This is a genomic window from Terriglobus roseus DSM 18391 (genome assembly GCF_000265425.1).
GTDB classification, from domain to species: domain Bacteria; phylum Acidobacteriota; class Terriglobia; order Terriglobales; family Acidobacteriaceae; genus Terriglobus; species Terriglobus roseus.
Genome location: NC_018014.1, coordinates 2,032,638 through 2,057,043, shown reverse-complemented (window position 1 = coordinate 2,057,043; position 24,406 = coordinate 2,032,638). Strand labels below are relative to the sequence as shown.

Here is a 24,406-nt window from a genome sequence, read left to right as displayed (position 1 = left end):
GCTTACCGCGGCCTCACAGCGAACAGCGGCAGACCATACTCGACAGCCTGGCCGTTCTTGGCGATGATTTTGACGACTTCGCCGGCCACATCGCTCTCAATCTCGTTCATCAGCTTCATGGCCTCGACGATGCAAAGCACCTGGCCGACTTCCACGATGTCGCCGACCTTAACGAATGCGGCGGCACCGGGTGCTGAACTCTCGTAGAAGGTGCCGACGATAGGTGACTTCACCTCGTGCAGCTTCTCTTCAGGAGCTGCAACCGGCGCTGGTGCGTGCGTGACAGGTGCAGCCACCGCTGGCGCGTGCGCTGCGGCGGATGCCGCGGCGAAGTGCTGTAGCTGCGCGGCGTCGAATGCCGGTGCGACTGCTGCCTGCGCGAACTTGATGCGGACATGCTGCTCGCCGCGGTGAAGATCGAACTCGGCGATGCCATTGTCCTTGAGGAACCCAACCAGATCCCGAAGTTCCTGCAAATCTTTCTCTTCCATCATCTTCCTTTGCCATCGGCCTTTCCGGCCGCTTTTCCCTCAGAGTTCCAGCCAGCCCTTGTGCACGGGCGTCAGCACTTCGGCTCCATCGTCCGTCACGCGCACGGTATCTTCGATGCGCACACCGAAGCGACCGGGTAGATAGACCCCGGGTTCGATTGTAATCACCATTCCAGATTCCAGTCGCTGTGACTGCGCTTTCGCGACGCGTGGGCCTTCGTGAATCTCCAGACCGACACCGTGGCCGGTGGAGTGGGTGAAGTACTTCGCCCAGCCGAGTTCGGTCAGAACGGACCGTGCTGCCTCGTCGACTTCCCCGCAGGTGACGCCGCGGCGGACGGCTCGGACGGCTGCAGTCTGGGCTGCGAGGACTGCCTCGAAGACCTCGCGCTGCTCTGCCCAGCGCGCTCGCAGCCTCGGCGGAATCGTGCCTCCACCAAAGCCGAGGGCGAAGGTCCGAGTCATGTCAGAGCAGTAACCGTCGAGCACGATGCCGAAGTCCAGCGTGACCAGGTCGCCTGGCTGCAGTGTCGCGTCGGTGGCGCGTGCGTGCGGGTGGCTGCTGCGTTCGCCGGCGGCGACGATGGTCTCGAAGCTCATACCTTCGGCTCCGGCGAGGCGAGCGCGGTGCTCGAGCTCTGCCGCGACGTCTCGTTCCCGCATGCCTGCTTCAATCCATGACAGGAGACCTTCGTACAGATCGCCGGTCATGGCTGCTGCTCGACGCATGATCGCTGCTTCTTCCTCGTCTTTCACGACACGCAATGCCACTACAGCGCCGTCAAATGGTTTGAAGAAGTTACCGTCTGCACCAGCTTTGCGGGCTGCTGTGCGCATCGTGGCGAGCGTGGCGACGGTGGTCTGAGTGCGGTCGAAGCCGCAGACGGTGGCGTGCTGGGCGGCGTAGGCGCAGGCTTCCGCGAGCGCGGACCTGGGTGCGATGCGGACCGTTGCGCTGCTAACTTCCTGCTTCGCCTGAGCGGTGTATCTGCCGTCGGTGAAGAGACGTGCGGAGACGCGCGAGCCTGCGAGGACCACCAGCGCAGCGTTTGATCCGGTGAAGCCGGTCAGATACCTGACATCGGGCAGGTGCGTGACGAGCAATGCCGGCGTGGACTTGCGGGTCAATGCCGACGCCAGGGCGCGCAATCTGGCTCGTTGATTCATCAGGCGATCATACGATGCCCTGGGGATTCATTCGCCTGCGGCACTCTGCCCGGTATCATGACGTATGGAGCCGTTTCAGCACGCACAACGCGTCCTCACTCGTAGACGCTTTCTTATCGGCACCGCCATCACCGCAGGATCCCTGGTGCTTTACTCGAGCGAGATCGAGCGGCACGCGCTTATGACGGTCGAGCGGACTGTCCACATCAAGAACCTGCCGACGGCTTTCCATGGTTTCCGAATCGCCCAGATCAGCGACATTCACTTCCATTCGTACGACGAGCCCTTTTTCGTTCAGCATGCGGTGAAGACGATCAATCGCCTGCAGCCGGACATGGTTGCTCTAACGGGCGACTTCATTACGGCGCACCGCGGGCCCCTCGCGACCAATCTCGCCGATGCGGATGGATGCGCTTCGATCCTGTCCGGGATCCAGTGCGCCCTGCGTTTCTGTTCGTTGGGCAATCACGACGCGGGCATCGGTCCGCAGATGCGGGAGATTCTTCGACGCCACGGGCTGACTCCGCTGAACAACGAGTTCACTGCAATCGATCTGCGTGGCGACCGGCTCTGGATCGCTGGCATCGCCGACGCTTATTTCGACCTGCCGAATCTGGCGACCGCCGTGCCGAAGCGGAAGGATGGCGAACCGATCGTCCTGCTGGGCCACGAGCCGGATTTCGTCGACACGGTGGCTGCCACCGCGCCGGTGGATCTGATGCTGGCGGGACACACGCATGGCGGACAGGTTCGCATTCCGCTGATGCCTGCAATGATGCTGCCTGCACTGGGCGTGAAATATGTTGAGGGCCTGTTCCAAGCGGCTGCGGGGACACAAGTCTATGTGAATCGTGGACTTGGCTGCATGCACCTGCCATTCCGGTTCAACTGTCCGCCCGAGCTGACGATGCTGACGCTGCAACCGGCGTAGGGTGCCCCCCCCCGCGTTTCCCGTAAAAATTAGAAAACAAAGGGGTTGACGATTCCCTTTTCGGCAAAAATCTGATTCAAAAGGGTTTACACGCAAAAATTAGATAACAAAGGACTTAGCGGCCCGCAACATTGCCAGTCGTCTATCTGTGTCCTATTCAAGGATAGCAGCTTGGACAGGAAAACCCGCCAACGTAAACCACTCAAAATAAGCACGTTATACGATTTACCTCTTGACAGATCCGAGGCGGGATCCGCTAAACCGCAGCTCGGGCTGGCTTCTTTTCGCGGGGCTTCACTTCTGCAAGGGCAGGTAGTGTGGCTGCACCGGACTGGCGATCCATCCAGGCATCGAGCAAGCTTTTCTTGAAACGCCAGCGATTTCCCAGTTTGAACGCAGGTACGAAGCCTTCGGACGCGTAGCGATAGAGAGTGTCGCTGCTGATCCCAAGGTATCCGGCGGCCTGCCGGATATCCATTACCTCTCGCAAAACGGTCTCAGCAGAGCTACGCATGTGATGGCTTTCCTGAAGCGAGGGAGTTGCCGTTCGATCCGGTGGATTGGCCGCCCAGCCAGATACTTGTACCCCTTTTCAGGCAGGTAAGACAAGAAAAAATCGTCTTTGGCACATTCGAATTTTGGTGCGTGGTTTGGATCAGGGCAGGTAGTAGAAGGGATTCGGGAGCTTGACGCTGTGCTGTGCCATGGGTTGGCCCTGCAGATCGCTCCACTGGTCACCCATGTTCAGCAGGAGTGTGTAGCCGTCCGCCTGGATCTTCGCGCGCTCTGCAGCCTTGTAGGCAGTAGTTGAGGGATAGGCGCCGGCCTGGCGCAGCGATAGATGGTGCCAGGCTGCGTAGCCTGCGGCTGTGAGATTCGCTTCGGTTGCGGCACGCTGGGCCTCGGGGCGCCCCGTGATGAAGAAGACCGTCACGCCGAGAGCCTGCGCCCGTTTGACGAGGCGGACAGTGCCCGGGATCGGGATTGCGGCTTCGTTTGAGACGATCCACTTCTCCCAACGGTCCGGGATGTAGCCGAAGTCCTCTGCGATGGATTCGCAGTAGCTGGAAAGTGAGGTTTCGTCGATGTCGAGGACGAGTGCCAGCTTTGCTCCGCGACGCGCTTCCCTTACCCCGGATTCCAGTGCGTTGAGAGCGCGTTGGGTTTGTGCGTCCAAATCGGTCCAGTAGCAGCCCGCGTCGCCTGTGCAGTCGGCGTAGTCGCGGAGGGCGTAGCGGAGCAGGCCGATGTTGCCTACGGGTTCCGGCGAGAGGATCACGTTGGGATCAGCCGCTGCCTGTTCCTGCGCGGCGAGTATCTGCGAAGCCGTTGGGTGCGGCGAGGCCTTGCGCAGGTTCGGGCAGGTTGGTGGATGGTTCGCGACCTGCGCGCTCGCGAGCGTTGCTGAGAGTAACGCTGCAGCGAGGACGCGGATGACGCGGAACATCATTCGGCTTCGGCTCCGGTGTAGAGGGCGTCGATCTCAGAGGCATATCTTGCGGCCACGATGCGGCGCTTCAGCTTGAGGCTTGGTGTCATCTCGCCGGTGTCGACGGTCCACTCGTCCGGCACCAGACGGAATCGCTTTACCTTCTCCCACGGTGCGGCGTCGGCGTTTACCCGGTCGAACTCCTGCTGGTAGCGGGCGATGACCTTCGGTTCGCGCACGAGAGCGGTGCGGTCGGAGGACTGGATGCCCTGCTCCCTTGCCCACTCTTCCAGAGCAACGAGATCGGGCGAGACGATGGCCGTGACGTACTTGCGGGTGTCGCCCTGGAGCGCAGCGAAGCCGATGAGCGGTGAGACCTTCAGCCTGTTCTCAATGGGCTGCGGTGCGATGAACTTGCCGCTGACGGTCTTGATGAGTTCGCGCTTGCGATCGGTGATGGAGAGGAAGCCTTCGGCATCCACGGCGCCGATGTCGCCAGTCTTAAACCACTCGCCATCCATGACTGCGGCGGTCTGCTCAGGCTTCTGCCAGTAGCCCTGGAAGATGCTGGGGCCGCGGACTTCGAGTTCGCCATCTTCGGCGAAGCGGACGTCGAGGTTCTTGAGCTTGGGACCGATGCTGCCGAGTTTGTTCTTTCCCGGCAGGTTGACTGCGATGACGGGTGAGGTTTCGGTGAGGCCATAGCCTTCGAAGATGGGAATACCCGCATCTGCGAACCAGCGTGCGAGATCGATGCCGAGGGGCGCGCCACCTGCGACGAAGACCTTGACGCGGCCGCCCATAGCCTCGCGCAGCTTGCTGTAGACGAGCTTGTTCGCGATCTTCCAGGCGAGGGACGAGGGATCGCCCTGCGCTTGCGCGACCTGGTCGCGGTGTTTGCCACCGGTCCTGATGGCCCACGCAAAGATCTTCGCTTTGAGGCCGCCAGCCTTGAGCGCCTTGCCCTCCGCAGATTGACGCACACGCTCATAGACACGCGGGACGGCGACGAAGATGGTGGGCTTGACCGCGGCCATTGCCGGCAGCACGCGCTCGGGACGGCTGACGTAGGCGAGCGTGACGTTCTCTGCGTAGAAAAGGTAGTCGATATGCCGGGCGGTGACGTGTGAGAGCGGCAGGAACGAGACCATGAGGTCTTCCGCACCGAAGCGGAAGAGGTCCGTCGTCTCTGTGAGATTGGAGGCTATGTTGCCGTGGGTGAGGACCACGCCCTTGGCATCGCCAGTGGTGCCGGAGGTGTAGATGATGGTGGCGATGTCGCCTGGTTCGATGGCCTGCAGCGTGGCGTCGAAGTCTGCGTCGCGTGTGCCGGGTTCCTCGCCTGCGACGAGGTCTGCGAAGGCGATGTGCTGTGAGCTGGCTTCGGCATCCATGACGACGACGGTTACATCGAGGCCGGACTTGAGGATCTTGGTAGCGAGGTCGGGCGTGGAGACGAAGACGATCTTCGCACCGCTGTCGCGCAGTTGTGCTTCGGTCTGATCTGCGGTGAGCGTTGGGAACATGGGGACATCGATGGCGCCGATGGCGAGGCAGGCAAAGTCGGTGACGGGCCACTCCCAGCGGTTCTCTGCGATGAGTGCGACACGGTCGCCCTTGGTGATGCCTTGGGCCATGAGCCAGGCTGCGAGACGGCGGGTGCGCCAGTAGAGTGCGTCGCAGGATATAGGCAGCCACTGATCGCCGCTGGGAGAAAGGATTGCGCGGGACTGGCCTCGCGAAGTGGCATTCCGAAACACATCGTTCAACGTACGCAGCTGCATGCGATCCCCGGAGGCAATTTCGTCTCCAGAGAATCCTACATGCGATGGGTTAGTGGCAAGCAAACACCGTTCGGGATGTCATGCGGTGCGGGCAGACGGCGCGGTACCGATTTACGTTGCGGCCCTCCACTATGAGTTTCGGTCCTTCTCGGCGATGTCCACAGGACGGTCTTCCGTTGTACGTCCAGACCAGATGTTGCGTGCGCTGCCGTTGCAAATGCCGACTCGCTTCTTCAGACAGGTCCTAACCTATGCCCATTTCGCCGATCAGCGAAGTAGCCGTTTCAGCGGTGTTTGCGCTGGCCTCCTCAGAGGTAACACGCGAGTTGCAGCTCACGCGCTGTCCTTGCCTGGCAACGACGCTCTGGTCGCGATCTGAAATCGTCCCCGACGACTTTGCTCCAGCGAGTGGTTGCCGCCTGCGCACTCATAGCTGTTGGACAGCCCTTCGCCCAGGTAATGACCAAAAGTGCTTTTGATATGCCCGAAAGTGGTAGAGCTTTACCCATTTTCCGCAGTTATAAAGGGATGGTAATCCTTCACTTTGTTCTGACTTGCGGAGATATATGTCACATTTGAACCATTTCTGGGCCTCGGCCATTGTCTGTGCGTCACTTACGCTATCCGCTTCGGCAACCACTTACTACGTCTCTGAGTCTGGGGGGAGCGACAATAATAATGGTCTCAGTCAGACAACAGCGTTCAAAACGCTGAGCAGGGTAGGTGCTCTGAAGAAAGTCACAGGGGGCGACTCGATCCTTCTTCGACGTGGAGACGTCTGGCACGAGCAGCTGGTTGTGCCAGGGTCGGGATCTTCCGCACGCAGCAGGTTGGTTATCGATGCGTATGGCCAAGGTGCAACGCCTATCATCGATGGTGCTGACCCCGAAACCGGGTGGAGCCTCATCTCTGCAGGCACCTACCAAACCCGGCGTACTATTCCCAGCTATAAGGTGTTCGTGGATGCCATCTACGCCCAAGCGGTGCCCCTGAAGGCGCAAGCCAATCTTGCGGTTGCCATCAACACTCCAGGATCCTTCTACAGTGATGCTGACACACTATATGTGCATCTGATCGACGGCTCGAATCCTTCGAAGCACACAATCGAAGTCTCAGGAAGCGGTCATCAGAACGGCATCGTCGCTATAAACAAGTCCTTTGTGACAATTCAGAACCTGGAAATCATCCGCACCACGAATTCAGGGGTTGCGTTTGTTCTAGACTCGCCGAACACCGCAGGCAATGGCCCGAATCAGAACAACACGCTCCAAGCGCTTACGATCTTCAACACCGGATCTTCGGCCCCTATGCCTTTCGGGTTCGACGGCGGCATCATGGTACGCGCAAATACTTCGTATGGCTCGATGGCGGTAACAGGCTGGACGATCGCGAAGAATCTGGTTGGAAGGCTGGATTCGCCCGTCGGCCTGAATTACAACATTGCCGGCATCAACATGCGCGGTATCAAGGGCGCATATATTGCGAATAATGCGGTCCGCACAACGACCGCGATGGGTATCCAGGATCGTAACTATGGTCTGGCTTCGTCATGCGGAGCTAACTTGATCGCAAACAACTCCCTTTCCGATAATGAAGGGAATATCTCTGCCGAAGAAAACTACGACTACGTGAATAACAACAAGATCTCGAACAGCCGGGGTTTTGGTATCCAGGTCCAGTCCTTTGGGTATGCGACCAATAATCTGATCGCCCACCTGAAGACAAGCACGGACGGCACCCTGTACAACGGCATTGACGGTGCTGGCGGAGCGAACGCTGTCTACGGCAATAACAATGTCTCCGATGTTTCCGGATGCTCGCTGACGATTGAAGGAACAGCGACGGGAGTGCAGGTGCTGGGAGGAACGTACGACGCGACCAAGGGTGGGCAGTGCGCGCTGTACACCACGGCCAGCGCGGGACATGTAGCCTTCGACGGTAGAACGACCTGGATCACAAAGACACCCGACGCTTTTCGCTACAGGATGGCATCCGCTGGCGACAGGCAGAATCGTATGACGCAGGCAAAGTTCATGGCGGCCACTTCGGGACAGTAAGTGAATACCTGTCAACTGCATCTCTAAGATGAAGGGGCACCGCTTCGGCGGTGCCCCTTCATCGCGTTCGGAATCTCTTCTTCCGGTTGCTACGGTGAACGATCGACCAAGGTGTGCTGAGCCACTGTGAATCTTTCCCAGCGCCCTGCCACTATCTAATTCCCTGTTGTGACTCATACCCGATCCGATGCGCGTTTCTAAAGTCCGCAGTCACTCGATTCAATTCTTTTTATGCGGCACGGGTCGCATGGAGGGCACCGCGAATAATCCCCAGTAATTTCTGCGTATAGACCGTATTACTCAGACGTGCCTCGAAATCCTTACGTGCATTTTCTGAGAGAAGCTTGTAAGAGTCACGGTCCTGGAACGCGTTGCGCAACCAAACGGCATACTGATGAGCATCCGCTTCCAGAGGAAGCAGAAAACCCCAGTCCTTTTGGACCACGGTGCTGACACCCCCTACGTCCGTGGCTGCAACAGGAAGTGCGTATGCAGCGGCCTCGTTGAAGACGATGCCCTGGGCCTCTGCACGGGTGGGCAACAGGAAGAAATCGCTGGTTGCATAAAGATTCTGCAGTTGCGCCAGTTGCCCGGGAATCTCTTTCTTCAGCAAGCCGTGCACCTTGACGCAATCGGGCATGCTCTCCGGCGAACACCCGACGACGTGCAGCGTGGCGGGAACTCCCATCTGGTTCAGGTTGCGCGCGATTTCCACGGCAATGGGGCCACCTTTCCGGTCGAACTCACGCCCAACAAAAAGTAGATTGCAGTGCTGGCCGTTGCGCTGGGCGGCGGCCTTCATGACGAGGTCGCGCTGCGGGTCGTCAGTAAAGTTGGCGCCGAAGGGAAGGATATGCACGCGGGAAGGATCCATTCCGTACTCTTGCATTGCCCGGTCCGCTGCCCAGGCAGAAGTCATTACGAGATGGAGATTCGGTTTGGCGAATGCCCGCCTGTCCAGCGCGTATCCTGCCCGGACGATGTGGGCGGGCTGGCGATCGGCGGCAAAGTAGGGATACATCTCGACGATCTGCCCCCAAGTAGCATCGAGTAGCACGAAAATGGGCTGTGGTACCTCGAGGTAAGCCGCGAATGCCGCCGACACGGTCAGTATTGCGTCCGCGTCACGATGTTGACGTAGTCGCCGGTTGCCAATCGCCGTGTAGAAGCGGGTTACGAGGTCATGCCGATCGGGATGATAATGCAAATTCCGGGCGACCCGGTAGGCGTGGAAGAGTCCGGCGCGAAGCACACGACGGAGCCTGGGAACGAGATTTCCAACTGAGGTCACCGATTGTCCAGCTTTTCGCAGGCCCGAAATTACGTGCGCGGACGATCCGGCCCAGAATTGTTTATCTTCCGGATCATGTACGTCATAAAAGACAAGTTTCAGGTGATCGCGATCCATGCAAATTCCTTTCAGTCTGAAGGCAGATCATGCATTGATGCTCTTGCCATTTCCACAATGCACACACCCTTGATGCTGGATTCTTGGCCCATGAGCGACCAGCGACAGGACGGCGGCACTCGCTGCTTCACCTCGATGGTACCCTCCCCCTGAAGTCCGTGCGATTCGGTCAACATGGGCTGTTCTTTAGGATGGAATCCCAGTTGCAACGAGAGGGAGTGTCCGGATGTGATGCGCCCGCCTATTAAGATCGAGATAAGCTCAAACGGTGCGCTTCCTTTAGCAGATTGCCCGCCATCGAAATCCACCCATAAAGAGCAGCTCAGTACGCGGCAACTCGCACCTGCCACGCATCGGCCTGCAAAGGACAATTCATGACCGCACCGCCCGAGATGGTGAAAAAAGAGGAACCCAAAGTGCCTCAGACGAAGGCCGCAGTTGGAAAGGGCGTGAAAGCTGTTTTTCAGACTGTCGTATCGCGTGTCCTGATCCAAGGACTCAACGTCCTCACGGGGATTATGACGGCGCGCATGTTGATGCCGGCAGGGCGGGGTGAGCTCGCCGCGATTATTCTTTGGTCTGGTCTACTTGCGGGTTTAACTTCCTTCGGGCTTCCGACGGCCATGATCTTCCATATTCGGCGTTCCCCTGAGCGCGTTGCGGATATGACGTGGAATGCGCTTTTTCTTTGCACGGTGATCTCGTGCCTCACAGCTGCTGTGGGCGCCGTCTGCATGCCGTCCTGGCTGCACCAGTATCCGCACTGGGCAATCGTCGCTGCGCAATGGTTTCTGCTTATTACCCCGGTTGCAAGCGTCACGTATATTCTGCGGGCGGCGCTGGAAGCAAAGCAGAACTTCTCCGGCTCAAATCTCTCTCAGATCCTGAACCCTGCCGCGGTCCTGGTGATTCTGGGTGTGCTTTACGAGCTTCATCGCTTCGATACGTTGACAGCGGCCTGTGCGTACATTTTTGCTGCCCTACCGCCGATCGGGCTTCTTCTGTGGCGTTCGCGCTCGCTCTTCGACCGCGGAGTGAAACTGCGATGGGCGACCCAGAAGCTCCTGCTGAGCTATGGTGTGCGGTCTTACGGAATCGATCTGATTGGAACTCTTGCTCTCCAGGTGGACCAGGTTCTCGTAGTCAGCTTCCTTCATCCGGCAGAACTTGGTGTTTATGTCGTGATGCTGAGTCTGTCGCGGGTTCTGAATGTCTTCCAAGGGTCTGTGGTTGCAGTCCTCTTCCCGAAGGCGACCGGCCTTTCCATGGAGACCACACTTGCGATGACGTCTAGGGCGGTACGCATGAGCACCGCAATCACTGCTGTTGCAGCCGTAACACTTGGTATCGTCGGCCCAATTTTGCTGCGCATTTTCTACGGCCGCGCCTATACCAGCTCCATCGGGACGCTTCGGCTGTTGCTGGTGGAGGTTGTTCTCTCCGGCGCAACGGTTGTGCTGGCGCAGGCATTCATGGCGCTGGGCCGTCCCGGGTTTGTGACTTCATTGCAGGGCGTCGGGCTCGCTGTCTGCGTTCCGATGATGCTTCTCCTCATTCCGCGCTGGGGTATCGCCGGGGCTGCGGCGTCTTTGCTGATCTCGACGACTTGCCGCTTTATCACGATCTACGTTAGCTTCCGACTTGTACTAAAAACCAAGGCTCCAAGATTGCTGCTGAAGAAGGAAGACCTTCTCCCTCTTCTGACGCTTCTCTTGAGAAGGACGTCCGAGCCCACTGTCGCGCAGTGAGTACTGCTGGCAGACGTGCTGGCTTCTGACGCGCAACGACAAGTTTGATTCTGGTCGAGAATCCAATGTGAGAGAAGCCCTTGCATGGACGCCCTTTTCCTGAGGCGAGGCAGGGCAGATCCGCAAAACTTCGCCCACAGCAACCGATTGAGATCAGATTTCGAGGCGTCCGAATGGCTTTAGCAGAATCTACCGTTGAGTCCCAGGCTTTATCACAACGACCGCTCTCTCTTATTTTTTACGACCTGAATGATCCGCTGGATGCCGGGCTCTGGGCGGGCACTGCGGCCCATATCATCCATCACTTGCGTGAGGCCGGACATAAAGTCAGCGTGGTCGGGCCGCAACTGCCGACCCTGCGGCGGGTGAGTACGTCGCTCTTCTACCACTTCTACAACCGCGTGTTCCGTAAGTACTATCACGTCGATCGGGACCGATTCCTTACGTGGGTCTTTACCCAGGTCGGAAATCTGAAGCTGTTCCTGCACGCGAGGGCAGATGGAGTGATCACACTTTCGCCGCCGTTTACGGCATATCTGAGATCCCGGGAGCCCATTTACTTGCTGCATGACGGTACTTGGTCGCAGATGTTGGAGACCTATCCGCATCTGAGTCCGAGTCGGATGCCGTCCCGCATCGTGGAAGGCGGAAAGAAACTGGACAACATCACGTTCCGCCGCAGTGACGTTTCCTATGTCATGGCTTCCAAGTGGGCTGCTGACCGGGCAACGAGCGATTACGGAATTGATCCAAAGAAGATGAGCGTGCTCCCTTTCGGAGCGAACTTCGACGTTGATCCGTCCGACAGCGAGGTCGCGGCAGGCATCTCGGCGCGGGGACGTAATGTCTGTCAGCTACTCTTCGTGGGCCGTGACTGGGAACGAAAAGGCGGACCGCTCGCTGTAGCGATCTGCTGTGCTTTGCGCGGCCTTGGCGTTGAAGTCGAGCTTCATGTTGTGGGCTGTAGTCCGACAGGCCTGACCGATTTCGTTCATGTCCATGGTCTCTTACGCAAGACTGATCCGGCTCAACGAGAGTTGTTGCAGAGGCTGTATACCGAAAGCGACTTCTTTCTCTTACCTGCCTCTGCCGAAGCGCAGGGCATCGTTTTCAACGAATCTGCAGCGTATGGTCTGCCGGTGATAGCGACGAATGTTGGCGGAATCTCATCGGTCGTTCAACATGATGTATGGGGTGTGTTGTTTCTGCCGGATACACCTCCGGAAGCCTATGCGCAGCGTATTGCCAGCATCTATAAGGACCGAGAATTATATCTGAATATGTGCTGGTCTGCCAGGCGCGATTATGTCTCACGGTTAAGCGGCTCACGGTATGTGGCGCAACTGGTGAATATCATCCGCAGGCATCAGGCAAATCGATCTTAGCCGGATACAAACCATTGATGCTTGTCTTCCCGGGTATCCGCGTTCGATGACGTGCGGCGCATTTGTCGTTGCGAGGCGTTGTTTGATACGCCGAAAAGCAGCGATTCTGATTTGGGTGGCAACACAGAATGGCTGTTTAGGCTGACCGCGGGCGCCACTCTTCTGCTCGTCATGCTATCCACGATGGGAAACTTGTCTATATTCTATGGGTTTGAGACTGTACCCTGCATTAGCCTCTAGCCTTATCTACTTCTGAAGGCCCGCATGATTGACGTTGTTTTTTGCATTGATGCGAGCTTTTGGCATCCGCTAACCATCACTATCTCCTCGCTTGTGTTGAACAATCCGGGATCCGAGTTCCGCCTATTTGTTATCGGAACGCCCGATGTGTTTGCCGGCGACCAGGCCAGCCTCCGCAAGCTGATAGCAGATGCGGGAAATGCCTCACTCGAACTTGTTCCGTTCGACAACACCGTGGCGTACGGACATCTTCCGGTTCATGGCCATATCAGTCTGGCGACGTACTTGCGACTTTTCCTGACGGACTGCCTTCCTGCCACCGTTGAAAAGGTGATCTACCTGGACAGCGACGTTCTTGTTCTTACGCATAACTTTGAGGAGCTTTGGAAGGTTGAGCTGGGCGACCGGTATGTGGGCGCTGCGCGGGAACCATTTGATTCGAAGCAACGGCTACCACTCGGCTTTGGTCCGGAGGATTTCTACTTCAACGCTGGCGTCATGGTCGTGAATCTCAAGAAGTGGAGAGACGAAGACGTAGTGGCGCGCTTTCTCCAGTTCGCAGAGACCAATCAAGCGATTCTTTTCAGTCCTGATCAGGACATCCTGAACTCAGTATTTCGTGGTGAAGCGATCGACATTGGTCTTGGCTGGAACTGGCAGGCCCTGTTCCCAAGGTTGCAGCCAGTACAGCTACACATCTCCGAAGAGCAGTACGCCATGTGGAAGCGTGCTCCGGAAATTGTCCACTTCACGTCTCGTTACAAGCCGTGGATGTGGAAGTGGGCGCCTCACTACCAGTCCACTTATTTGCGTGTGTTGAAGAGAATCCCTTCCGAAGTCCCGCGTCCTAAGCGAGAGATCCGGCAATTGCCAACACGGATGGCGAAGATGTCGCAGCGTTTTCTGGAATGGCACTTCCCGGCGCTGGCAAGGGCGCTTCGTTCCTTCCGTGGCCCGCGCCGACGTCCCAGTTAAGTAGCTCTTAACCGGGACTCCAGGTGGTCGCAGAGGCGAAGAGTTGTGGCCAGCAGCGTGAGGGTAGCGTTCGCGTGTCCCCCGGTAGGAAAGACAGAGCTTCCAGCCATGTATAAACCGTCGAGCCCATGTACCTTTGCGTTCGCGTCCACGACGCCGGTTTTCGGGTCGTCCGACATACGCGTAGTTCCCATGTGATGCGGACCGCCCACGAGAGTGTCCGGCCAACGACCTTCCTTGACCCAGTCAAAGGTGTCGACGCGTCCCAGACGCAGACGTGCAAACTCAGACTTGATTACGTCAGTGATCGTGACGAATGCGGTGTGGTCCAGAGGGATCGTGCGCCAGTCGAGCATGACCTTCCGCATGCCGAGACGATCACGCTCCTCACTGAGCCGAACGCGGCTGTCGTAGTTGGGTGCCTGTTCGGCGCGCGCGTACAGCGTGTATTGAACAGGGATTCCCATGGGGCGTGCACCAAAGCGCAAACGGCGATAGGTATCCGGGAGAAATGAGGGAGACTGTGTCACACAATGTGCGATGTTCCGGGCCGTCTTCGCGCTGAAGCGCCGGGCCACGATGTCGTCCCATACACTCTTGGCGGCCGTCCATAGGAATCGTTCATCGTAGACCGCATCCACGGAGACACTGATGTTCAAGGCCCGGTGCCGCTGCTGCGCGGTGGGAGACAATGTCAGGCCTGGTCGCGCGTGTGTCAGGCCCAGTTCCCACCAGCGTGCATACGATAGCAGGCGATCATTCGGCTCAGGAGTTACCGTGGCGCAGGGCGTTTGCAGGTGTTCTTGAAAGAATCGGCCGACAAGGTCATTCTGATTGCCTACACCGTTCTTCGTCTGCCGATCCGAAGTGAGCAGCATACGAGCGTTTTCAATGCCTCCGCATGCGAGCACAAAGGCCTTTGCATGCACGTGCTGTTCGCCGCCATCCCTAGTCCTGACCTTAACCGCCGTTACCCGACGGTGATTGTCATCCAGCACAAGGTCGACGACATCGGCATGAAGGAACACCTGGACGTTCGGCGCATCCTGGATGATGCCCCGGAACTTCTTCGCAAAGCGAACCTGACGCTTTCCCAGTCGGCTGTTCATCTGCCAGAAGTGGGACCACAACAGATCGGACGCAAACGGCAGAGGTTCCTTGCCGAGCATGCCCCACACGGATTCGTCATAACCGTATGGACCGATGCCGCATAACGTGTGCGCGGCACGCATGTGTGGTTCAAGAGCCTGCGCGTCAAAGGGCCAGCCGCTATGCGGTACCCAGCTGCGATGCGAGAAGTCAACGGCGGTCATGGGGGTGCACATGCCACCCCAACAGTTCGTGCTTCCACCAAATTGCCGCGTGCGGCAATTGTGAAGATCGAAGTACTGCATACCGGTGTTTTGTCCCTCGTAGAGGGCTTGGAGAGCGGGATCATATTTGTAGCCGCCGCTCTCGAGCAACGCGACGCGCAACTTGGATCCGGCAAAATGCCGGGCCATTGCGATACCTGCTGCGCCTCCGCCCACGATGCAAAGGTCGACAACGAGTGGTTCAGCACCTTTGCGGTCGTCGAACTCAGCGATCATAGATAACTCCAGCGTGATGGACGCTTAATGCTTGAGGTCTTGCGCCCGTCTCAAAGAACGCACGCTGCTCCCTCAGTTTACCAACCATGCGGCCGCTCAGATCGACCTACCCTCCGGGAGCTAACCACCCGCCGGTTAATTCCGCTGACCCGTTTTCGGAGACCTTTCCGCACTTGGGATCATGAGTGGCCTTCATCGTGCAAGATGTATTCACGAAAGATGACGTAACGTCACTTCAGGCAAGAAGTGGCTAATAAATTGGAACTATTTGCTCAAAGTGCTGTGAAGCGCTCTCAAGAGCGGCTTAGACAGCTTTAGCGGCAACCAGGAGCGGCAACATAGCATTATTTTTCTCAAAAGCCCTATTTCGTGGTCTTAGCGACCGCCATAATTTGTCTTGCGGAGTCCACGCGCAGATCAGAACATGCATCTCATTGCATGATTAATCACTTTATTGCTGTCTATTAGACTGTGGAGCGCTACGAGAGCGCGAGCAGCCTGTTGCAGCAGGGTGACCCGCCTGTTCTACTGAACTACTTGGCGCGGAGCACGGAACCATACACAGCCCAGAGGAGTCTACGTGGCCAATTTATTACTCGGAGAATCTTCCAACACCAAGCCGACGCCGGAATCCGGCATCACCGGTGCGATACGGAAGTACAAGATCCCGTTCCTGACCGTTCTGATCGCCGGATTCGTGCTGACGTCAGCCTATCTGCTGTTCTCGCACAAGAAGTACCAGAGCGACATGAGCCTGATTGTGCAGAACTCACGCAAGACCAATGTCATCTCTGCCGACCCGACGACGAACTCGCAGCCCATTGCATCGGTTGTTTCCGAGGAAGACATCAACTCTGCCGTTGAGGTACTTGGCAGCACTGACGTTCTTGACGACGTCGCAGATCCCGGCTGGCAAGATTCACCCTCGCACAGCGCGCAGGCGCAGAACGACCATGAAGCGAAGCTTGCGAATCTGCGCAAGCGCATGATTGTGATGCCCGTCCGCAAGTCCCACGTGATCGATGTAAGCTACACGTCCAATGACCCAAAGGTCTCTCAAGACACGCTGTCGGCCCTTCTGCGTCAATTCATAGACAAGGAAAAGGTGCTTAGTCAGCCAGGCAACGTACCGCAATTCTTTGACAAGGAAGCGCAGCGCTACAAGTCACAGTGGGAAGAGGCGCAGCGGAAACTGGCTGCCTTTCAACAGACCCATGGCTTCATCTCTGTGTCGGACAAGGAAGTGGAGAGCGCCAAGGCACTCGATGATGCGCGTACGCTGCTTCGCGCAAGCGAAGCGGAATTAAGTGAACTGACACAGCGAATCGCTACAGAGCATGCGCAGCTTGCAACGACGCCAGTGCGCGTGCGTACGGCGCAGCGGACCTCTCCCGCATCTGGCGCGATCGACCAGGTCAACACGCTTCTAGCACAGCTCAACATGAAGCGCGCGCAATTGCTCACAGCGTATCAGCCTGAAGATCGCACGGTGAAGGCCGTTGAGGTGCAGATTGAGCAGGCGAATGAAGAGTTGACGCGTCTGAGATCGCTCAGCACTTCGGACGAAAGTACCGATATCAATCCCACATGGCAGTCACTGGATCAGGCGTTCACGACAGACAGTGCGCGGCTTAAGGCAGTCACTGGCCGACGCGCAACGCTGCAGTCGCAGGTGGATAGATTGCAGAGCGACGTGCGGGGACTTTCCGGCGACGCACTGGAATTTAAAAACCTGCAAGAGACTGCGGCGTCGCTGGATGCCAACTACCTGCTCTACGTTCAGAAAAGAGATTCTGCGCGGATGTCTGCTGCGATGGACAACAGTGGTCTACTCAACTTTGGGGTTGTGCAGCTGCCTACCTTCTCGCTGTCTCCGGTCCGTCCCAAGCCGCTCCGCGATGCGATTCTTGGTTTTGCTGCAACACTGTTTCTGGCTCTGATGACTGTGTACCTGCTGAACGCAATGAACCGTCCCATGACACTGGACGGTACGCTTGAACCGTCCGGCAAGTTGACTGCGATCCGCGGCCCCGTGGGGACGGAACTGCAGACGGAGACGCAGGCACACCTGGCACAGAAGTAGCGCGAGAACCAGTGCGCAGTGCTCCCGACAGCTAGATGATCCTGTGACGGACGCAATGCGTGACGAAGGAACAGTAGTGCAAGTGAAGAAGGAATCTTCCGGCTTAAATTTAACGGCAATGTTGCGGGCTATTGCACCGCGCGTTGCGATTCTAACAACAGCGCGCATGCTAGATGCCTGCGCGCCGTGGCCCGCAGGTAGACGTAACGTTATGGTCAGCATGGTGCTGACCCGGATGTCCGAGTCAAAGACCGCAAAATGACACATGACCAAATAAAGAGCAGGGTACTTAATCGCCGCAATGTATTCATTGCGTGCTTCGTTCTCGCGATTGCGGGATCGTTTACGCCGTTGGCTCAGGGTGAGATCGTACTTGTGCCGCTGGCGTCGCTCCTTGGCGGCGTGTACCTGAGCAGGCGTTCCAGATCGCAGTACATCACCTTCGTGCTGTGGCTCTTCTTTCTGGCGCCGATGTTGCGACGGATGATTGATGCTCACCTGGGTGGCGCATCCGCAAGTGCAATCATTGCTTCCCCGATTCTTGCCTGCATGGGTGCGACGCCATACCCGAAGCAGCTATGGGGCATGCTGAACTTCGGTCGACTAAAGTGGATGGTCCTGATTGTAGCGACGTACGCCTATGCGAGCTTTGTGGGGTACATGCTGCATTCTCCCATTGCTCTTGTGCAGGAGGCGATCACATGGGCTGGGCCACTCGCCTTCGCGCTCTATCTCTTTGTACAACGTGAGCATGTCGCCGAGATGCTGGAGACATTTCGTGACCAGTTCATGCTGGGCACCCTGGTGATGGGTCTCTACGGCATCTATCAATATGTTTTCTTGGCACCCTGGGACGCGACATGGATGGAACAGTCCACACTGTCGACCATCGGAACCCCTGAGCCTTTCGGCGTCCGCGTCTTCTCGACGATGAATGCGCCGCAGACGTTCGCAGACTTCATTGTTTTTGGCATCCTTTTCAGCACTGCCTCTACGCGACGCCTGCGCTTTTTCGCCATTCCTGTCGGCCTGATGGCCCTTGGCCTGACGAACAGCCGCTCTGCCTGGATCGGTGGAGTGGTCGGGATGTGCTTCATCATCTTCTTCTTCCCAGCGAAGCGCCGCCTGCAGATAATGATGGCGCTGCTTGGCTCGGTGTTGCTGCTTGCGGTACTGTCTCAGGTGCCGGAGGTAAACGAGCAACTTACTCGCCGTTTACAAAGCTTTACAGACCTAAAGACAGACAGCAGTGTGAATGCGCGTATGCTCAGCCAAGAACATGCGATCACCATGTTCGGCGACCGTGCGTTCGGCAACGGATTCGGCGGGTCATCCGACGACACAGGCTCGGGCCCGACGTTTGGCGTGGCAACGATTCAAGGTGTGTACCTTGCTGACAACGGCATTGAACAGTTCATGCTTACCTTCGGCTGGTTTGGCAGTGTTGTGTTTGCTATCGGTTTGGGCGGCCTGGTATTTACCTGTCTGCATGCACCTTCTCCTCAGGAGCTGACGCCGGTGAATGCGGCTCTGCTGTCCTTGATTGTGCAGATGCCGACGATGGGCTTGTTTGCGAGCACGCCTGCGTTCCTCCTTTGGTCGAGCATTATGATGGGAATCGCTTATAAGGAGAATGTGAGATCTAGCGGAACCACTTTGAAGCCCGTGTCCCTGAACGACACGCAGGTGCAGACGATATGAAGCATGCTCAGCGCATTCTGCACTTCTCGAACAGCGCCTCCAGTCTTGGGAACGGAATTGTCAACGTGGCCGTCGATCTTGCGATCGATCAGGCAACGCGAGGCGCTACTGCCTTTGTGTCCGCCGGTGGTGGATGGAATGACCTGATGAGCAGGCATGGCGTGAAAGTGTACACGCTGCCGCTGCACAGTTCACGCGTTCTACCAAAGGCGCTGTTCCGCCTTTGGCGGATCTTGCGTGAGTTCAAACCGGATATTATTCATGCGCACATGCGTAAGAGCCTTTTCATGGTGTGGCCGATGGCGCGGCTGCTGCGTATTCCCATCGTTCTTCATCTGCACAACATCCATAACGAGCACATGGGCACCACGGGGCTGGCTGACCGTGTGATCGCTGTCAGTAACGCGGTGGCAGAAGATCTGAAGAGTCATGGCACGAAGGCCGACCGCATCCGCATCGTGATGAATGGAACTCTGGGTACGCAACGCCTCTCACAGGAACCGGTACCGTTGCCTCTGGGAAAACCGGCCATCGTTTCAGTTGCGGGTATTACTGTTCGCAAAGGCATGTACGAATTGATCGAGGCCTTCAGCAAAGTGGCAGAACGGTACCCCACGGCTCACCTGTATCTAGTGGGCGGAGGCAGTGCTGAAGAGGTTGGGATCTGGGAAGCCGCCGCTGCAACTGCATGCGCTGATCGCATTCACTTTGAGAAGTTCCAGGCTGATCCGCGCAGTTATCTTGTGTCCGCGGAGGTCTTCGTGTTGGCCTCGAGGCGCGAGGCGTTTGGCTTGGCGTTGATCGAAGCGCGCGCTGCCGGTTGCGCCATTGTTGCGACCGATGTCGATGGCATCCCGGAGATCATCCAGCACAACGCCACAGGACTGCTGGTTCCGCCGGAAGACGCAGGGGCTTTAGCAGCTTCGATCACTTCCTTGCTCGACGATGCGGAGCTTCGTACACGGCTGCAGCGCGAGACCGTACAGGATCTCCAGCGCTACGAAGTGCAGCGTATGAGTGTTGAGACAGAATTGGTCTACGACGAGTTGCTGAACGCACGTTAGGGTTCCCAATTCACAGGCGGCGCAACACGCAGGTAATTCTGCGCTGCCGGCGTCTTTGCGGGGACCGCAGCACGGCGCATGACCAAGGCGTTGGCTTGCGGGCCGCTCTGCGCACTTTGTTCCACAGTCTGTTGCCACCAAGCGAAGTCATGGAATGTCTGCGCGCCTGGTTCACCCGCACCGAAGTTGAACTGGCGGTTTGTTCCTGCATTCAGATGATAGGTGTTGTTGCGGAACTGAAGCTGCGGCGAGTCCCGTCGAATGTAAAGCGTCAGGCCGCCGCCCTTCATATTCGAGCTGGAGTCGAAGATGTTCCTTTCGATGGTCCAGTGTCCGCATCCGACCTCGAAGGTAGCTTCTGCTCCCCAGACTGCGGCGATGTTGTTCTCGCTTAGTGTTCCGCCAGGAGCGCCACCGTTGCAATCGAAGCCGTTATACGCGTTCTCCTGTCCCAGTCGCTCGATGTGGTGGATGACATTTCGCGTGACGACTGGTGCATTGCTATTGCCGCCGACTTGCACACCATATCCGTAGGAGTATTCGATCGTGTTGCTATCGACCGACGCCTGCGCACAGCCTGATATGCGGATGTTGCCGTCATTGTTCGTAAGGTAATTGCCAACCACTGCGGGTGTCGAGCACGCAACACCGCGTTCGGACACGACGGAGATCCCAAGTGCGTTCGCTGTGGAAACATAATTGTTCTTGATCGAGGCCCCGGTGGTGCCGGCAACAAGAATGCCGTCGCGCTCGTACGTGAGATAACGAGCGCTGTCCACGATACCTATCGCATTGTTCTGGATGGTCCATCCCTGCAGCGATCCACGTCCCGGTCCCGAGCCCGGTGAAATATAGATCCCGCCTTCTCCACCTGTGTTCAATGCCATTGAGAAGTCCGAGGTAGTGTCGGCAACATTCCAAAGGATGCTGTTCTGGATTGTGTTGAACTGGTTATCCTGTGCCGCATCAGACAGGGGTGTATCTGCAACAACTGCAGCAATACCGGCCTTCGCAGGGTGCACGATGCGCAGGCCATCCACGACGACATTGCTGCTGCCCTGCAGATGCACACCATAGCGGCGGGTGGTGATCTGGATAGAATGCGAAGCAGGATTGCTGCCATCGGCAAGTCGAACGAGGAGTCGCTTACTGCGTGCGTCGTACCAGAAACTGCCGGCAGTCTGCAAGAGGTTCGTCATACCGTCTGTCTGCACCGCGGCTGAGTTGACGCGGTACCAATCCGCCGGGTTGAGGTGCTTCGGGTCCATGGGAGTACGCAGTGCCGTGAAGGTTTTGCCGTTGGCCTGCACCTGATCCCCGAGGACATACTGCTTGCCCATCGTCCAGTCGGCGAGACCGTTTACGACGGGTTGGAGCGCGGCAACCGGCCGATCGTCCCCATCCACAAATACTTTGTAGACAGCTTCCACTGCAGGGGTCTGGTAGATGTCGCCCTGTACTCTCGTCCAGCCGGTCGCCAGGTCTGCCGCGTCAATGGTTGGATAGTCGCCCGTGCCATAGCTTGCAATGCGGATGGGTGCGCCCTGCCTACCATGGATGTCGGAGAGGTCAAATTGTTCCCGCCAGCGTTCGCCGGACTTCAGCAGAACGCTGTCGCCGGGCTTCAAACCTCGAGCCTGAGCGAGGCGCTCGACTGCACTGAGATGTCGCCACGCGGCCTGCGGGGATGTTCCGCTTGCTGCGTCTCTACCGTGAGTTGCATCGACGTAGTAGGTCGCTGCCGGCGAGAGCCTGACGCTGCACACGGTAAGTAACAGGCAGAATGTGGCTCCAATACTTTGCGTCTGAAAGCGAGGCATGACGTCTCCATGAGCGGCGGCGGACGCCGACGTTTAGACCAGTTCGCGGTACACGGCGGCGGTTCGTTCGGCCATAAGGTTTGCACTGAAATGTTGCTCTGCATACGCTCTGCAGGCTGCGGTCGTCGGTAGGGGCGCGTCTCCGGACAACGCGGCGTCGAGTCCGCGCGCAATATCCTCGGCAGAGGTGGACGCGAGCACCAGACTGTCGGACAGTCCTCCGACAACTTCAGGGAGTCCTCCCACAGGAGTCACCAATGCAGGCGTTCCCGCCGCAAGCGACTCTGCCGCGACAAGGCCGAAGCCCTCCAGCGCGAGTGTAGGCACAACGTTGAGATCGGCAGCACCGTACATCTTCACCAAATCGTCTTCGGCGACGTAGCCCAACAGCTTTGCATGGTCCTGGAGCCCCAGAGCTTCAATCTGTGCCTGCAACTGCGGTTGAAGCGGGCCTTTTCCGATCATGTACAAGAGCATATCCGGGTGCTTTGTCCGAAGGCGGCTTATTGCAGTCAGCAGATTCCCAAGGCCCATGCGCGGCACCAGACGACGAACCGTGATTAGGATTTTACGATCCTGTGGCCAGCCAAGTTCCGCACGAACTGCCGCACGCGTTGCAGCCGGAACAAAGCGCTGAAGATCTGCAGCGCCTGGAACGATGCGGATGCGCTCCTGCGCGATGCCATAGCTTTCCTGGAGCACCTTCGAAAATGCGAGAGAGAGAGTAATGACGAGATCGGCGCGAGAATATACAAGCCTCTCGACGGTTCGCATCGCCATTGCTTTTGCGGCACCACTGCCCTGCACCCTCGCTTCATCTGCCCATGGACCATGAAAGTGGACGACGAAAGGTTGACGCTTGACCGCATCAAGAGAAGGGAGCGCGAGCATGGCAAAATGCGATGCGAAGATGTCAGGCTTTTGTTTGGTCAGAGCATCGAGGACAACGCGACGCGTCAAGGCTAGACGCCTGATGCCACCAGTCCCCACGGGAGCAATTGCGGTGAATCGTCCACCAGTCTGTTGCGCTACATCTGCCGGCGCCAGCACAGCGCCGTTCACCTGTACACCTTGCTCAGGGAGATGATCGACAAGTGTCTGTACCACGCGACCTGAGCCTCCGGCGCCAGTCGTGCACCAGGAAAGAGCGAGCTGAAAACTCTTCATGCGTATTTCATGACTCCGTTCATTGTGGTGTGCAGGTGTTTTGTTTCGAGTTGGCCTGAGAATTGCTTAGACTTCATTAGCTGAATAGGATGCATCCTACCTATAAATACCAGTGAGTGGTCATGCAATTTCAACGCCATTCAAGTGTAGTCGATGGGTTGGATGCGCAATCCGACGAACAACCCCTTCCAAAAGGAATCAATGCAAGCGAACGACCATTTACCCGTCACCGAACCAACAGAACTGGCCGCCCCGTCCATCCGCATTGCTTTTGTGCAAGATAACTTTGTGCAAGCTGGAGGCGGCGAACGAGTTGCTGAGGAGATTGCACGCGCTCTCCCAACCGCGAAAGTGTTCACGACGGTAACGGTCGAGGCAAGGCTGACTGCATACATGCGGACACGCAACATCGTGAAGACGTGGATGCAGCATCTGCCGAACGTGAAGAAGTATTACCGTCATTATTTTCTTCTGTATCCGATTGCGCTGCGTGGACTGAACCTGAAAGGCTATGACCTTATTGTTTCCAGCTGCTACGGCTTCGCGAAGATGTTGCCGAAACCCAAGGGTGCTGTGCATGTGTGCTACTGCCATACGCCGACGCGTTGGATCTGGAGGTATGAGGACTACATTAGCCGCGAGACGTTGAATCCGGTGGTGAATGCGGTCCTCAGCCGCGTGACGCGTTTGCTGCGAGGCCTTGATCAGAAGGCCGCGAACAACACTGATTTCTTCATCGCAAATTCGACCGTGGTTGCGGAGCGCATTCGCGAATACTACAACCGCGACTCAATTGTTATGTTCCCAGCCATTGACTGCAGCCGCTTCACAGTTGCCGACCAAACAGATGATTACTACCTGGTCATTTCGCGACTCGCTGGATACAAGCGTGTTGACCTCGCGATACAGGCTTGTAACGAACTTGGACGCAAGCTGATAGTGGTGGGCGAGGGACCGGATCGCCCACGTCTTGAAGGCATGGCGGGTGATCAGATCACGTTTGCAGGTCGCGCGCCCGACGAACAGGTTGCGCACCTGCTATCGCACTGCAAGGCCTTCCTTTTCCCTGGTGAAGAAGACTTCGGCCTTACGCCCCTTGAGGCTGCGGCGTCTGGTCGCCCCGTGATTGCGTTTGGCAAAGGCGGGGCCCTCGATACGGTCGTGGACGGTGTGACCGGCGTCCACTTTGCTCGTCCCACCGCTGAGTCGATGAAAGATGCGATGCTGCGTGCAGAAACCATCGCATGGGATCCGCAGGCATTGCGCACACATGCTGAGGGATTTGATCGCATTCATTTCGCACGCAAGTTCGTCCATTATCTTCAGCAGATTATTGACGAGCGTCATCCGAAGGCATTGGCGTAGCT

The 24,406-nt window shown here is 57.6% G+C and carries 18 protein-coding genes; 9 read left to right on the top strand and 9 right to left on the bottom strand.

What is annotated here, in order from left to right; genetic code table 11:
• Positions 1–2 precede the first annotated feature (2 nt).
• Together accB and TERRO_RS08565 are read right to left on the bottom strand one after the other, a co-directional pair.
• Entirely contained in the window at positions 3–491 is a 489-nt protein-coding gene (gene accB, locus TERRO_RS08570) for an acetyl-CoA carboxylase biotin carboxyl carrier protein (RefSeq protein WP_014785611.1), read from the bottom strand.
• 39 nt (positions 492–530) lie between these two features.
• The gene (locus tag TERRO_RS08565) at positions 531–1,658 is read right to left on the bottom strand and encodes a M24 family metallopeptidase (RefSeq protein ID WP_014785610.1); all 1,128 of its coding nucleotides are present in this window, start codon (positions 1,656–1,658) and stop codon (positions 531–533) included.
• A 64-nt stretch (positions 1,659–1,722) separates the two neighbouring features.
• Between TERRO_RS08565 and TERRO_RS08560 the strand changes: the two genes are divergently transcribed.
• Positions 1,723–2,589, top strand: coding sequence for a metallophosphoesterase (locus TERRO_RS08560; RefSeq protein ID WP_014785609.1), 867 nt, complete (start codon positions 1,723–1,725; stop codon positions 2,587–2,589).
• A gap of 256 nt (positions 2,590–2,845) precedes the next feature.
• Here the strand turns inward: TERRO_RS08560 and TERRO_RS08555 are convergent, their stop codons facing one another.
• The 3 genes from TERRO_RS08555 to TERRO_RS08545 all read right to left on the bottom strand — a co-directional run bounded on the left by TERRO_RS08555 (position 2,846) and on the right by TERRO_RS08545 (position 5,802).
• Entirely contained in the window at positions 2,846–3,103 is a 258-nt protein-coding gene (locus TERRO_RS08555; protein ID WP_014785608.1) for a helix-turn-helix domain-containing protein, read from the bottom strand.
• A gap of 141 nt (positions 3,104–3,244) precedes the next feature.
• On the bottom strand, positions 3,245–4,039 hold the full coding sequence (locus tag TERRO_RS08550; protein WP_014785607.1) for an HAD family acid phosphatase: 795 nt from the start codon (positions 4,037–4,039) through the stop codon (positions 3,245–3,247).
• Positions 4,036–5,802 carry an AMP-dependent synthetase/ligase gene (locus TERRO_RS08545; protein WP_014785606.1) on the bottom strand — a complete coding sequence of 589 codons (1,767 nt, stop codon included), beginning with the start codon at positions 5,800–5,802 and terminating at the stop codon, positions 4,036–4,038. Before TERRO_RS08545 ends, TERRO_RS08550 begins: the two co-directional genes overlap by 4 nt.
• A gap of 959 nt (positions 5,803–6,761) precedes the next feature.
• Here TERRO_RS08545 and TERRO_RS08540 point away from each other — a divergent pair.
• A complete protein-coding gene (locus TERRO_RS08540) occupies positions 6,762–7,859 on the top strand; it encodes a right-handed parallel beta-helix repeat-containing protein (RefSeq protein ID WP_245536257.1) in 1,098 nt (365 codons plus the stop codon).
• A gap of 229 nt (positions 7,860–8,088) precedes the next feature.
• Here TERRO_RS08540 and TERRO_RS08535 read toward each other — a convergent pair whose 3' ends face one another.
• Complete coding sequence (locus TERRO_RS08535) at positions 8,089–9,267, bottom strand: glycosyltransferase family 4 protein (RefSeq protein WP_014785604.1); 1,179 nt, start codon at positions 9,265–9,267, stop codon at positions 8,089–8,091.
• A 374-nt stretch (positions 9,268–9,641) separates the two neighbouring features.
• Here TERRO_RS08535 and TERRO_RS08530 point away from each other — a divergent pair, with 374 nt between their 5' ends.
• From TERRO_RS08530 to TERRO_RS08520, 3 genes are all read left to right on the top strand, one after another.
• Entirely contained in the window at positions 9,642–11,015 is a 1,374-nt protein-coding gene (locus TERRO_RS08530) for an oligosaccharide flippase family protein (RefSeq protein ID WP_014785603.1), read from the top strand.
• A 173-nt stretch (positions 11,016–11,188) separates the two neighbouring features.
• Entirely contained in the window at positions 11,189–12,400 is a 1,212-nt protein-coding gene (locus tag TERRO_RS08525) for a glycosyltransferase family 4 protein (RefSeq protein ID WP_014785602.1), read from the top strand.
• A 264-nt stretch (positions 12,401–12,664) separates the two neighbouring features.
• On the top strand, positions 12,665–13,615 hold the full coding sequence (locus TERRO_RS08520; RefSeq protein WP_014785601.1) for a glycosyltransferase family 8 protein: 951 nt from the start codon (positions 12,665–12,667) through the stop codon (positions 13,613–13,615).
• Here the strand turns inward: TERRO_RS08520 and TERRO_RS08515 are convergent.
• Complete coding sequence (locus TERRO_RS08515; protein ID WP_014785600.1) at positions 13,612–15,204, bottom strand: GMC oxidoreductase; 1,593 nt, start codon at positions 15,202–15,204, stop codon at positions 13,612–13,614. The two genes, TERRO_RS08520 and TERRO_RS08515, sit on opposite strands and share 4 nt — an antisense overlap.
• Before the next feature lie 580 nt (positions 15,205–15,784).
• Between TERRO_RS08515 and TERRO_RS08510 the strand changes: the two genes are divergently transcribed.
• The 3 genes from TERRO_RS08510 (at position 15,785) to TERRO_RS08500 (ending at position 20,052) form a co-directional block, all read left to right on the top strand.
• Positions 15,785–17,287 carry a GumC family protein gene (locus tag TERRO_RS08510; RefSeq protein ID WP_014785599.1) on the top strand — a complete coding sequence of 501 codons (1,503 nt, stop codon included), beginning with the start codon at positions 15,785–15,787 and terminating at the stop codon, positions 17,285–17,287.
• A 585-nt stretch (positions 17,288–17,872) separates the two neighbouring features.
• Positions 17,873–18,988 carry an O-antigen ligase family protein gene (locus TERRO_RS08505; RefSeq protein WP_157178298.1) on the top strand — a complete coding sequence of 372 codons (1,116 nt, stop codon included), beginning with the start codon at positions 17,873–17,875 and terminating at the stop codon, positions 18,986–18,988.
• Positions 18,985–20,052, top strand: a complete 1,068-nt coding sequence (locus TERRO_RS08500) for a glycosyltransferase (protein WP_014785597.1) — start codon at positions 18,985–18,987, stop codon at positions 20,050–20,052. Before TERRO_RS08505 ends, TERRO_RS08500 begins: the two co-directional genes overlap by 4 nt.
• Here TERRO_RS08500 and TERRO_RS08495 read toward each other — a convergent pair.
• Positions 20,049–21,872, bottom strand: coding sequence for a right-handed parallel beta-helix repeat-containing protein (locus tag TERRO_RS08495; RefSeq protein ID WP_014785596.1), 1,824 nt, complete (start codon positions 21,870–21,872; stop codon positions 20,049–20,051). The two genes, TERRO_RS08500 and TERRO_RS08495, sit on opposite strands and share 4 nt — an antisense overlap.
• Before the next feature lie 33 nt (positions 21,873–21,905).
• A complete protein-coding gene (locus TERRO_RS08490) occupies positions 21,906–23,039 on the bottom strand; it encodes a glycosyltransferase family 4 protein (protein WP_014785595.1) in 1,134 nt (377 codons plus the stop codon).
• A 153-nt stretch (positions 23,040–23,192) separates the two neighbouring features.
• On the opposite strand from TERRO_RS08490, the gene TERRO_RS08485 reads away from it, so the two are divergent.
• Entirely contained in the window at positions 23,193–24,404 is a 1,212-nt protein-coding gene (locus TERRO_RS08485) for a glycosyltransferase (protein ID WP_014785594.1), read from the top strand.
• Positions 24,405–24,406 lie beyond the last annotated feature (2 nt).